10 protein-coding genes are annotated in these 13,082 nt (G+C 44.2%); 9 read left to right on the top strand and 1 reads right to left on the bottom strand.

From position 1 onward, the window contains the following. The first annotated feature begins 97 nt into the window (after positions 1-97). The 9 genes from ACFVS1_RS13725 to pyrE all read left to right on the top strand — a co-directional run bounded on the left by ACFVS1_RS13725 (position 98) and on the right by pyrE (position 11,088). Positions 98-1,387: a solute carrier family 23 protein gene (locus tag ACFVS1_RS13725; RefSeq protein WP_101224597.1), complete on the top strand. Its 1,290-nt coding sequence runs from the start codon at positions 98-100 to the stop codon at positions 1,385-1,387. A 197-nt stretch (positions 1,388-1,584) separates the two neighbouring features. Then, entirely contained in the window at positions 1,585-2,520 is a 936-nt protein-coding gene (locus tag ACFVS1_RS13720) for an aspartate carbamoyltransferase catalytic subunit (protein WP_352922616.1), read from the top strand. After that, positions 2,483-3,769, top strand: a complete 1,287-nt coding sequence (locus tag ACFVS1_RS13715) for a dihydroorotase (protein ID WP_241591067.1) — start codon at positions 2,483-2,485, stop codon at positions 3,767-3,769. The genes ACFVS1_RS13720 and ACFVS1_RS13715 overlap by 38 nt, the downstream gene beginning before the upstream one ends. Then, positions 3,766-4,872 (top strand): carbamoyl phosphate synthase small subunit, encoded by a 1,107-nt coding sequence (locus tag ACFVS1_RS13710; RefSeq protein ID WP_241591070.1) that lies wholly within the window; start codon positions 3,766-3,768, stop codon positions 4,870-4,872. The genes ACFVS1_RS13715 and ACFVS1_RS13710 overlap by 4 nt, the downstream gene beginning before the upstream one ends. Then, complete coding sequence (gene carB, locus ACFVS1_RS13705) at positions 4,851-8,057, top strand: carbamoyl-phosphate synthase large subunit (RefSeq protein ID WP_387548109.1); 3,207 nt, start codon at positions 4,851-4,853, stop codon at positions 8,055-8,057. Before ACFVS1_RS13710 ends, carB begins: the two co-directional genes overlap by 22 nt. Then, a complete protein-coding gene (locus tag ACFVS1_RS13700) occupies positions 8,054-8,833 on the top strand; it encodes a dihydroorotate dehydrogenase electron transfer subunit (protein ID WP_352921538.1) in 780 nt (259 codons plus the stop codon). The genes carB and ACFVS1_RS13700 overlap by 4 nt, the downstream gene beginning before the upstream one ends. Beyond that, positions 8,830-9,771: a dihydroorotate dehydrogenase gene (locus tag ACFVS1_RS13695; RefSeq protein ID WP_387548104.1), complete on the top strand. Its 942-nt coding sequence runs from the start codon at positions 8,830-8,832 to the stop codon at positions 9,769-9,771. Before ACFVS1_RS13700 ends, ACFVS1_RS13695 begins: the two co-directional genes overlap by 4 nt. Further along, a complete protein-coding gene (pyrF, locus tag ACFVS1_RS13690) occupies positions 9,743-10,459 on the top strand; it encodes an orotidine-5'-phosphate decarboxylase (RefSeq protein ID WP_352921534.1) in 717 nt (238 codons plus the stop codon). The genes ACFVS1_RS13695 and pyrF overlap by 29 nt, the downstream gene beginning before the upstream one ends. Further along, positions 10,453-11,088, top strand: coding sequence for an orotate phosphoribosyltransferase (gene pyrE, locus ACFVS1_RS13685; protein ID WP_387548101.1), 636 nt, complete (start codon positions 10,453-10,455; stop codon positions 11,086-11,088). The genes pyrF and pyrE overlap by 7 nt, the downstream gene beginning before the upstream one ends. Positions 11,089-11,133: 45 nt before the next feature. On the opposite strand, the gene ACFVS1_RS13680 is transcribed toward pyrE, so the two are convergent. Continuing rightward, positions 11,134-12,855 carry an Rqc2 family fibronectin-binding protein gene (locus ACFVS1_RS13680; RefSeq protein WP_387548098.1) on the bottom strand — a complete coding sequence of 574 codons (1,722 nt, stop codon included), beginning with the start codon at positions 12,853-12,855 and terminating at the stop codon, positions 11,134-11,136. Positions 12,856-13,082: the final 227 nt, after the last annotated feature.

Genomic DNA, 13,082 nt, shown 5'->3' with positions numbered 1-13,082 from the left:
CCTATGCATAGGCATTCGCCTTCTGAGAAACCCTCTTTGTATAATGCAAAGAGGGTTTTTGCAGTTTTGATGGGATTTTCATGAGGGGGATACGGAAATGGAAGAAACAAAAAGGGATATCGTATTGGATGTTGAAGACGTTCCAAAGGCTGGCCAGTGGATAACGTTAAGCATCCAGCATTTGTTCGCCATGTTCGGTGCAACGGTGCTGGTGCCGTTCTTGGTAGGGTTAAGCCCAGCGGTAGCACTGGTTTCAAGCGGATTGGGCACACTTTCATACTTATTGATAACCAAGGGTCAGATACCAGCTTATCTCGGGTCATCCTTCGCTTTCATTACGCCAATCATCGCGGCAAAGGCATTAGGCGGTCCGGAGGCAGCCATGATCGGCTGTTTTGCAGCAGGGTTCATATATGGGATAGTAGCATTGATTATCCAAAAAGTCGGATTGCGCTGGTTAATGAATATACTTCCACCGGTTGTGGTGGGCCCGGTCATCATCGTAATCGGATTAAGCCTTGCTGGAACGGCCGTGGACATGGCAATGTATGATCCACAAGATAAATACAGCGTCACCTATATAGTTATAGCGCTGATCACTTTAGCGGTAACCATCATCTGTAACGTATTCTTTAAAGGATTCATAAACTTGATCCCGATTTTAATGGGAATCATCGTGGGCTACGCCTGTTCGGCTGTTGCAGGAATAATAGATTATGAACCGATCAAGTCAGCGCAATGGTGGGAAATGCCTGACTTCATGTTGCCATATGTAACCTATACACCGACCTTCTCATGGGAGGTCATTGCCATCATGGTACCCGTCGCCATCGTAACTTTATCAGAACATATTGGTCACCAAATGGTACTGAGCAAAGTAGTTGGCAGAAACTTTTTGGAAAAGCCCGGTTTGCATCGCTCGATTTTAGGAGATGGAGCAGGAATCATGATTGGTTCTTTCATCGGTGGTCCGCCGCTGACATCATATGGTGAAAATATCGGGGTCCTGACGATGACAAAAGCGTATAGTGTGTATATCATCGGCGGTGCGGCATTAACTGCAATCATCTTTGGCTTTAACGGTAAGATTTCAGCAGTGATCAGCTCGATACCCAGCGCGGTGATGGGCGGCATTTCCATCTTGCTCTTCGGTATCATCGCATCAAGCGGATTAAGGATGCTGATTGATAACAAGGTCGATTTTGACAAGAAAAGAAACCTGATGATAGCTTCAGTCATCCTCGTGTTAGGAATCGGAGGAGCGTTCGTACAACTATCTGAAACGGTTTCGCTTTCCGGAATGGCACTTTCAGCCATCGTCGGAATCCTTCTTAACTTGATTCTTCCGGACCGGGAAAAAATATCCGGAGATATTTTTGAAAAATAAGATACTGCAACAAAAAAATAAATCACCTTTTAAAAGAAGTCCAGAGAGGCTTAAAAGGGTGTTGCTGTAAAGATGAATGAGAACGGGATGAAGTGTAAACCATTCCGTGTCCTCACAATCTTTATGACCTGCACCCTGTCCTTAATGGCGGGGTGTTTTTTATGCCCCGCATCACAAATGTGAAAGGAGCAGGATCGATGAAAAAATTATTGACCATGAAAGAATTGACTTTGACTGATATTGAAAGAATTTTACATGAGGCAGAAGGTTTTGCCAATGGATCCAGGTGGAATCCAAAGCAACAGACTACAGTTGCCAATCTCTTCTTTGAACCAAGCACACGTACAAAATCAAGCTTTGAAATGGCTGAAAGAAAACTGGGACTCGAGGTCATTCCTTTTGATGCGGGTACATCATCCGTGTTAAAAGGCGAAACTTTATATGACACTGTTAAAACGTTAGAAGCAATAGGTGTAAATGCCTTGATCATCCGTCATGAACAGGATAATTATTTTGACGAATTGAATGGGAAAATCGGGATTCCAATAATCAATGCAGGGGATGGCTGCGGAAATCACCCAACCCAATCATTACTGGACTTATTGACGATAAAACAAGAGTTTAAAAGTTTCAAAGGTCTGAAGATTGCGATAATCGGTGATGTGATGCATAGTCGGGTTGCAAAATCGAATGCAGAAGCATTAACCCGTTTAGGAGCGAATGTCGTATTTTCGGGTCCGCCTGAATGGTTTGACACAACAAACAGTTTAGGAAGGTATGAAGACATCGATCATGCGGTAGCTACAGCGGATGTGGTGATGCTGCTCAGAATACAGCATGAAAGGCATGTTGAAAAATACGATCAGGCAAATGGAGATTATCTGGAAAGTTTCGGCCTGACCAAACAACGTGAAAAAAACATGAAACCGGATGCGATCATCATGCATCCTGCACCAATAAACCGCGGTGTTGAAATAGACAGTGATCTAGTCGAATGCAGCCGCTCAAGAATTTTTAAACAAATGGAGAATGGCGTGTTCATTAGAATGGCCGTATTAAAAAATGTGCTTGAACAATCCGAAGGGGGAAACATTCATGAAAACAGTAATCAAAAATGGAGTATTGCTAGATAATCAAAACTCATTCAAAAAAGCGGACATTGAAATGGAAGGCAAGGTCATCACAAAAATCGGCGAGAACTTGGCAACGGAAAATTGTAAGGTAGTTGACGCTGAAGGGTTACTTATTACATCAGGATTTGTTGACCTGCATGTCCATCTACGTGAACCGGGCGGTGAACATAAAGAAACAATCGCAAGCGGGACGCTTGCAGCGGCAAGAGGCGGTTTCACTACGGTAGCGGCGATGCCGAATACAAGGCCAGTTCCTGATACAGTGGAGAACCTTGAGGCGCTTAACAGGAAAATAGAAGAAACGGCTCATGTCAGGGTACTCCCATATGCATCCATTACGATTAGGGAAGCAGGCAAGGAGCTGACCGACTTTTCTTCATTAAAACAAACGGGTGCTTTCGCCTTTACGGACGATGGCGTAGGAATTCAAGAAGCCGGAATGATGCTGGAAGCGATGAAACGGGCAGCCGCTCAAGATATGGCCATAGTTGCTCATTGTGAAGACAATAGCTTAATCAATAAAGGCTCCGTCCATGAAGGAAGATTCTCAAAAGAACAGGGGATCAATGGAATTCCGTCCGTATGTGAAGCTGTACATATTGCCCGGGATATCCTTCTTGCAGAAGCGGCGGACTGCCATTATCACGTGTGCCATATATCCACGAAGGAATCGGTAAGGACGGTAAGGGATGCAAAACGCGCAGGTATCCGAGTTACAGCCGAAGTTACACCGCATCACTTATTATTGTGTGAAGATGATATACCGGGACTTGATACGAATTATAAAATGAACCCGCCATTAAGGGGCCGTGAAGATCGCGACGCGTTGATTGAAGGACTGCTTGACGGAACCATCGATTTTATAGCTACAGACCATGCCCCGCATGCGGCAGAGGAAAAGGCGCAGGGGATGCAGCTGGCTCCTTTCGGAATAGTAGGATTGGAAACGGCCTTTCCGCTGCTTTACACCGAATTGGTTAAAAAGGGCATCATAACATTAAAACAATTGATCGATTTCATGACAATCAAGCCATCTGAAAGTTTCTCCCTTCCTTATGGAGAGCTAAAGGAAGGCGCTATTGCGGATATCGTGCTCATCGATTTGGAAACGGAAAAAGAAATCAATGCTGAAGAGTTTGCTTCAAAAGGGAAAAATACACCTTTTAATGAAAAGAAATGTTATGGCTGGCCAGTCATGACGATTGCAGAAGGAAAAATAGCTTGGGAAAAAGGACGTGTTCAAGGATGAAAAGACAGCTAATTTTAGAAGACGGGACAGTATTCCTTGGGGAAGCATTCGGAGGGGACGTAGAAAAAATAGGTGAGGTCGTTTTTAACACAGGAATGACAGGGTACCAAGAGATTCTTTCGGATCCATCGTATTGCGGTCAAATCGTTACACTTACGTATCCATTAATCGGGAACTATGGGATAAACCGGGATGACTTTGAATCCATAAATCCAGCCATATCAGGATTCGTCGTTAAGGAAACAGCAGAACTTCCTTCCAACTGGCGAAACCAATTATCACTAGATGAATATCTGAAAATGAAGAACATACCTGGAATAAGCGGAATCGATACGAGAAAGCTGACAAGAATCATCAGGAAATCGGGTGCACTTAAAGGGGCGCTTTGCAATATCAATAAAGATGCAAGTGAAGTCGTTTCCCAATTGAAAGCAACGGTAATTCCTTCTAATCAGGTAAAGCAGGTTTCAACAAAAGCACCTTATTCCAGCCCAGGCAGAGGCCCGCGGGTAGTCCTTGTAGACTACGGCATGAAGCATGGGATTTTACGTGAGTTGACGAAGCGCGGCTGTGATGTCGTGGTTGTGCCTTATAACGTCACGGCCGAAGAAGTGATGCAATATCATCCGGATGGCGTGATGCTTTCAAACGGTCCTGGAGATCCGAAAAGTGTTCATGAGACGCTCGAAATGATCCGTACAATCCAAACGCAAGTGCCGTTATTCGGAATCTGTTTAGGACATCAATTATTCGCACTTGCAAACGGGGCGGATACGGCAAAATTAAAATTCGGCCATCGAGGTTCGAATCATCCGGTTAGGGACCTTCGTACCGGAAAGGTATCCATCACATCTCAAAATCATGGATATACAGTTGAAGAGCTTTCCATAGAAAGTACAGATCTTATTGTGACACATACAGCATTGAATGACGATACGATAGAAGGTCTGCGCCATAAAAAGTATCCGGCTTTCACCGTACAATATCACCCGGAAGCATCACCAGGTCCGGAAGATGCCAACTACTTATTCAATGAATTCTTACAAATGATTGAAGCTGCAACCAACAAGGGGGAAAAAACATGCCAAAACGCACTGATATAAAAAGCATCCTAGTAATTGGTTCCGGTCCGATCGTCATCGGACAGGCCGCCGAGTTTGATTATGCAGGAACCCAAGCGTGTATAGCCTTAAAAGAAGAAGGTTATCGAGTGATCCTGATTAACTCTAACCCTGCTACAATCATGACAGACACTGAAATGGCTGACGCGGTTTATATCGAACCGATCACATTGGAATTTGTCAGCAAAATCATTCGTAAAGAGCGCCCGGATGCACTGTTACCTACCTTGGGCGGACAGACTGGCTTGAACATGGCCGTTGAGCTTGCCGAATCAGGAATCCTGGAAGAATGCAATGTCCAGATTCTTGGGACCAAACTTTCGGCAATCCAACAAGCGGAGGACCGTGACCTTTTCCGTACGCTAATGAACGATCTTGGGGAACCAGTGCCTGACAGCGACATTATTCATAACTTGGAAGAAGCTTATACATTCGTTGAACGAATCGGCTATCCGGTCATTGTTCGTCCAGCCTTCACGCTTGGCGGAACAGGCGGTGGGATTTGTGAAAACGAAGAGCAGCTTATCGAGATCGTTGAGGGTGGCCTGAAAAGCAGTCCGGTTCACCAATGTCTGCTTGAGAAGAGCATTGCCGGTTTCAAAGAAGTGGAATATGAAGTGATGCGTGATTCCAATGATAATGCAATAGTCGTTTGTAATATGGAAAACTTCGATCCTGTCGGTGTCCATACAGGCGATTCAATAGTTGCGGCACCAAGCCAAACATTAAGTGACAGAGAGTATCAAATGCTTCGAAATACGTCTTTGAAGATTATCCGCGCCTTGAAAATTGAAGGTGGATGTAATGTTCAGCTTGCGCTAGATCCAAACAGCTATCAATATTATGTCATTGAAGTGAACCCAAGGGTCAGCCGTTCTTCGGCACTTGCTTCAAAAGCGACTGGGTATCCAATTGCAAAGCTAGCAGCAAAGATAGCCGTTGGTTTGACGCTTGATGAAATGATGAACCCTGTCACTGGCAAAACCTATGCCAGCTTTGAACCGGCACTGGACTACGTCGTTACGAAAATTCCGCGCTGGCCTTTCGATAAGTTCGAAAGCGCCAACCGTAGACTCGGGACCCAAATGAAAGCGACCGGAGAAGTCATGGCAATCGGCCGAACATTCGAGGAATCCATATTAAAAGCTGTCCGTTCCCTTGAAGCGGGTATATACCATCTTAACTTGAATGACGAGTTTGAGGATGGAAAAATAGAGAAACGGATCCGAAAAGCCGGAGATGAACGGTTATTCTATATCGGTGAAGCTTTAAGAAGGGGCAAAACGATCGAAACCATCCACGAATGGAGCCAGATCGATTTATTCTTCTTGCATAAGTTGAAAAAGATAATCGACTTTGAAAAGCAGCTTAAAGAACATTCATTTGATTGTGAAGTATTGCAAAAGGCTAAAGAACTAGGGTTTTCTGACAAAACGATCGCAGAAATATGGGAAGTTCCCGAAATTGACGTTTATGAGTACCGGAAACAGCAAGGAATCATCCCTGTTTACAAAATGGTTGATACATGTGCTGCCGAATTCGAATCGGAAACACCGTATTTTTATGGGACATATGAAGATGAGAATGAATCCATCGTGACCGACAAGAAAAGTGTCATTGTTCTGGGATCAGGTCCAATTCGGATCGGGCAAGGAGTAGAGTTTGATTATGCAACCGTACATTCGGTATGGGCCATAAAAGAAGCGGGATATGAAGCGATCATCATCAACAACAATCCCGAAACAGTTTCGACGGATTTCAGTATCTCCGACAAACTCTATTTCGAACCATTGACTATTGAAGATGTCATGCATGTCATCGATTTGGAAAAACCAGAAGGGGTCATCGTCCAGTTTGGCGGACAGACAGCAATCAACCTTGCAGATGGTCTTGTTGAAAGAGGAGTGAAAATCCTTGGTACTTCACTTGAAGACCTGGATAGGGCGGAAAATCGCAATAAATTTGAAAAAGCACTTAAGGATTTAGGCATTCCGCAGCCAAAGGGTAAAACCGCAACATCGGTTGATGAAGCGATCGTCATCGCTGAAGATATTGGTTACCCTGTTTTAGTAAGGCCATCGTATGTTCTCGGAGGAAGAGCGATGGAAATCGTCTATAAACAAGAAGAATTGCTGCATTACATGAAAAATGCTGTGAAAATAAATCCAGATCATCCTGTCCTGATAGACCGCTACTTAACGGGTAAGGAAGTCGAAGTCGATGGTATTTCCGATGGTGAAACGGTCGTTATCCCTGGAATCATGGAGCATATCGAACGTGCCGGCGTCCATTCAGGTGATTCGATTGCAGTTTATCCGCCGCAAAATTTAACGGAAAAACAAAAAGAAGTAATCATCGACTATACGACCCGATTGGCAAAAGGCTTGAATATAATTGGTCTCTTGAACATTCAATATGTCATCAGCAATGAAGAAGTCTATGTAATTGAAGTAAATCCGCGTTCGAGCCGGACCGTTCCATTCTTAAGTAAAATTACGAATGTGCCGATGGCTAACTTAGCCACGAAGGTCATCTTGGGACATACACTAGAAAGCCAAGGTTACAACTCTGGGTTAGTGCCAGAACAAACTGGGGTCTTTGTGAAAGTGCCGGTCTTCTCTTTTGCAAAATTAAGAGGCGTGGATATTTCTCTCGGACCTGAAATGAAATCGACTGGTGAAGTGATGGGGAAAGACAGCACCCTTGAAAAGGCTTTATATAAAGGCTTGGTCGCTTCCGGATTCAAAATTAAGGGGCATGGTTCGGTGTTATTGACGATATCGGATAAAGATAAGCAAGAAGCGCTACTTTTAGCAAGACGTTTCCATAATATCGGTTTCAAGCTGATAGCCACTAGCGGAACTGCTGCCCTATTGCAGCAATCAGGCATCCCGACTGCGATTGTCGGTAAAATTGGCGAAGAAGGTAGAAACCTGCTGGATGTTATCCGGAACGGGGAAGCGCAATTTGTCATAAATACTTTGACAAAAGGCAAGCAGCCGGCCCGGGATGGTTTCAGAATCAGACGTGAATCGGTTGAAAATGGAGTGACATGCTTAACATCACTTGATACGGCAGAAGCTATTTTAAGAGTGATAGAATCCATGACCTTCTCGGCAGAAGCAATGGGAAAAACGGAAAAAAGTCGTGAGGTGAGCTATATATGATCAAGAAGGAAAGAATGAAGGTGTTAAATCATAAGGAGCTGGCCCCATCCATCTTTGAACTTACTTTGCAAGGTGAATTGGTTTCAGAGATGAAGCAACCAGGCCAGTTTGTCCAGGTCAAGACAACAGAAGGCACTGAGCCATTGTTAAGACGCCCGATTTCAATTTCTTCTTACAACAGCAGTGAAAAACAGTTCACGATGATATACCGGGCTGAAGGAAAAGGAACGACGCTGTTATCACAGCGTAAAGAGGCGGAAGCAGTTGATATTCTTGGACCCCTTGGCAACGGATTTCCCGTTCATGAGGCCAAAAAGGGAGAAACGGCATTATTGGTTGGCGGTGGGATTGGTGTCCCGCCCCTGTACCAACTATCACAGATGCTGGTTGCGAAAGGTGTTAAGGTAATCCATGTATTGGGCTTCCAGACCAAGTCAGCCATCTTTTACGAAAAAGAATTCAGTGAATTAGGTGATACTCATATAGCCACGGTGGATGGTTCATATGGGACAAAAGGATTTGTTACGACTGTAATAGACAACCTGGAGCAAGAGTTTGCAACGATTTTTTCCTGCGGGCCTACACCAATGTTAAGAGCGTTGGAAGCGGGCTATCGTGAGAAAAAGCTTTACCTGTCCCTCGAGGAAAGGATGGGCTGCGGCATCGGTGCATGCTTTGCCTGCGTGTGTCATACAGGGGATGATCCAACTGGATTCAGTTATAAAAAGGTATGCAGCGATGGACCCGTATTCCGGGCAGGAGAGGTGGTACTATGAGCAGGCTTTCAGTTGAATTACCAGGATTACATTTGAAAAACCCAGTCATGCCAGCTTCTGGATGCTTTGGATTCGGCCGTGAATACAGTCAATTTTTCGACTTGGATATTCTTGGGGCGATCATGATCAAAGCGACCACTCCTGAGCCAAGGTTCGGTAACCCAACTCCGCGTGTTGCGGAAACCTCTTCGGGAATGCTGAACGCCATCGGTCTGCAGAATCCAGGTTTAGAAAAGGTCATCAATGAGGAACTGGCCTGGCTAGGTGGGTATGATGTTCCCATCATCGCCAACGTTGCAGGTTCGCAAATAGCTGACTATGTAAAGGTTGCCAGTGAAATAAGCAAGGTTGGGAATGTAAAAGCACTTGAATTGAATATCTCTTGTCCGAATGTAAAAGAAGGAGGCATAGCTTTCGGTACGGTACCGGAAGTTGCCAAAGAGGTAACCAAGGCGGTCAAGGAAGTATCTTCCGTTCCTGTATATGTGAAACTATCACCGAATGTCAGTGATATTGTGGAAATGGCTAAAGCTGTAGAAGAAGGCGGGGCAGACGGGCTGACAATGATAAATACATTGGTCGGCATGCGGTTGGATTTAAAGACTGGTAAACCGATCCTTTCGAACAGAACGGGCGGGTTATCTGGTCCTGCAATAAAACCTGTTGCGCTCCGGATGATTTATGAGGTAAGCCAGCAAGTGTCGATTCCAATAATCGGAATGGGCGGCATCGCTACAGCGGAAGACGTCATTGAATTTTTCTATGCGGGTGCCAGTGCTGTTGCGGTGGGAACCGCGAACTTCGTGGATCCCTTTGTATGCCCGACCATCATTGAAGAATTACCGAAATTGTTGGATGAGCTGGGATTTGACCATATTTCAGAATGTATCGGAAGGAGCTGGAAGCAGAATGAAACAGTCACTAATTATCGCTCTTGATTTCCCTGACTTCATTCAAACGGAGAAATTCCTAAAACAGTTCCACTCGGAAAAACTGGCCGTAAAAGTGGGGATGGAATTATTTTATCAGAATGGACCATCCATCATCTCTTTCGTAAAAGAGCAAGGCCACGATGTGTTTTTGGACTTGAAGCTTCATGATATACCGAATACGGTCAAAATGGCCATGACAGGATTGGCAACTTTAGGTGCCGACATGGTCAATGTACATGCGGCGGGTGGCCAAATGATGATGGAAGCAGCCATCGAAGGCCTTGATAAGGGAACGTCCGCTGGTGAAAAACGTCCATTATGCATAGGGGTTACCCAACTGACGAGCACGTCACAAGAACAAATGAATGTTGAGCAAAACATTGCCGGATCTCTGGAGGATTCGGTTCTCCATTATGCAAAACTTACTAAACAGGCAGGATTGGATGGCGTCGTCTGTTCCACCCATGAAGTAAAGAACATACATGAACGCATCGGTCATGAATTTTTAACGGTCACACCTGGAATCCGAAATGCAGGAGGACAGACGCATGATCAAAAGAGAATTGCCACGCCTGAACAGGCTAGGGAATTTGGAGCGGATGCCATCGTTGTAGGAAGAGCCATAACGGGGGCGGAAGATCCATTAAGGGCTTATTTGGATATGAAAGCAGCTTGGGAGGGAATATCATGTTAAATAATACGATCGCACAACATCTATTGGAAATAAAAGCAGTGTACCTACAGCCGAATGACCCATTTACTTGGGCATCTGGAATTCAATCACCCATTTATTGTGACAACCGCTTAACCCTTTCATACCCGGAGGTTCGCAATGAAATAGCGGAAGGATTGAAAGGATTGATTGAACAGCACTTCCCTGAGGCTGAACTGATTGCAGGCACAGCAACTGCCGGCATTCCGCATGCAGCTTGGGTGAGTGAAAAATTAAATGCACCGATGTGCTATGTTCGATCCAAAGCCAAGGAGCACGGTAAGGGCAATCAAATCGAAGGCCGCGCAGTTCCAGGACAAAAAGTGGTGGTTGTGGAAGACTTGATTTCAACCGGCGGAAGTGTAATTACTGCTGTTAACGCGCTGAAGGAAGCAGGCTGTGATGTTCTAGGAGTCGTTTCGATCTTCACTTATGAATTGGAAAAGGGAAAAGAAAAATTCGATGCTGAGGGCATTATTAACCATTCGTTGAGTGACTACTCGACTTTGATAAAAGTCGCTAATGAAAAAGGGTACATCACGGCAGATGAATTGGAAAAGCTAAAAAAATGGCGAGAGAATCCGGCTGATACAGCTTGGATTTCAGCATGAAAATAGAGTTGGCCCAATCACGGAGAATTGGGCCAACTCTATTTTTTACTCCTTTACCGCTTCCTTTAAGCGTATGACGGTATCGGCATCAGGTGTAATATATACGGTCTGCTGCTGCTCATAGATCACGAACCCGGGCTTTGAACCATTCGGTTTCTTGACATGGCGAACTTGTGTGAAGTCAACGGGCACTGAGCTCGATTGCTTAGCTTTACTGTAGAAAGCCGCTAATACGGCTGCCTCTTTTATCGTTTCTTCACTTGGCGATTCATTTCGAATCACAACATGTGAGCCAGGTATATCTTTAGTATGAAGCCATATTTCATCACGGCGTGCAAACTTGTTGGTTAGGTAATCATTTTGTTTATTATTCTTTCCGACAAAAATGAGATCACCATCTGTAGCATAATATGTTTCAAGCTGCGGTTTTGCATTTGCAGGCTTTTTCATGCCTTTTTTCTTTTTTTGCCGAATGTATCCTTCCTCCTGAAGTTCTTCGCGAATCTCCTCTATATCTCTTGGTGACGCTGATTGAAGCTGCTGATGCAAGGCTTCAAAGTAGGCCAATTCCAATTTTGTTTTTTCGATTTGTTCCTGGACGACTCCGACTGCATTTTTGGACTTTTGGTATCTAGAGAAGTACTTTTGTGCATTATCCGATGGATTTTTTAAAGGGTCAAGCGGGATGGTGACGATACTTTGATTTTCATCATAATAATTGACGACTTCAATTTCCTTCATGCCTTTTTTCATTTGATATAGATTAGCTGTAAGCAGCTCGCCGAACAACTGATACTGTTCCCCGCGTTCCGTATCTTTTAATGTACGTTCGAGCTTCCCGATTTTTTTTGAGTTCTTTTCGATTTCATTCGTAATGAAACGTTCTACATCCTGGCTCTTTTGCTTAACCCGATCTCTTTCTGCCTTTCCGAAGTAATAGCGGTCGAGCATCTCGCTCAATGAAGAAAACGTTCGTTGAGTGCCAGTCAGATGCTCTAGTGAAAGCATATAAAAAACTTCTTTATTTCCATCTTGTTTGATCGTGGCGGCATACTGCTGCTCCGAGATTTCCTGGATAATACTTAAAAATGCTGAAGGAAGGGTCGTGCTGTTGGCAAGTCCAGCCCGGTAGACGGCTTCCTTTGCAACTAATGGTGAAACTCCGGAAAAATGGGCAACAAGCTGTCGATCCAGCTTTCCTGCATTGAAGTCGATATTCTTCCTGATATCGTCCTCCGTAGCATCGAAGGGATTAATCTTTTCTTGTGCAGGTGGAGCCTTATATTCCTGGCCAGGCAATATCGCCCGATAGCTGTTTACTGCATGTGAAACATGCTTAATGCTGTCCAAAATCATATTCCGTTCTTTATCGACTAAAACAATGTTGCTGTGACGCCCCATGATTTCGATGATTAACTGCTTTTGGGAGACATCACCAAGCTCATTGCGGCCCTTCACTTCAAAAATGATCATCCTATCAAGTTCATATTGATAAATATTTTCTATCGTGTAGCCTTCGAGGTGCTTCCTAAGAAGCATGCAGAACATGGGTGCTTCTTTGGGATTTTCATAGCTTTCTTCGGTCATTTGCACCCTCGAATAACTTGGGTGGGCTGACAATAAGAGCTTATGGTTCTTACCTCCAGCACGAACAACCAGTATTACTTCATTTTTATAAGGCTGATGTACCTTATTGATTCGTCCACCTTTTAATATAGAAGCGATTTCTTCCGTCATCGCTTTCGTAAATAATCCATCAAATGACATTCTATTTTTACTTCCTTTACATAAGATTTTCTAAGATACTCATTTTGCTAGGCGTTATCAGTGCTTCAGGATTCCCCATTTTAGCAATCACAGATTTAAGCGAACTGGGTGAAAAGCTGAAGCTGCTGTTCGGGAATATTGAATGGATGCTATTTTTATAGTAGGTTCCTGAGATTAATCCTAAATTTGATCATCCATCATGATTAGCTCTCGTTCATTCATTATAT

This window comes from Peribacillus sp. NPDC058075 (assembly GCF_042885195.1).
Taxonomy (GTDB): Bacteria; Bacillota; Bacilli; order Bacillales; family DSM-1321; genus Peribacillus.
The sequence above is the reverse complement of the archived record's forward strand: the minus strand, read 5'-3'. Positions and strand labels throughout refer to the sequence as shown.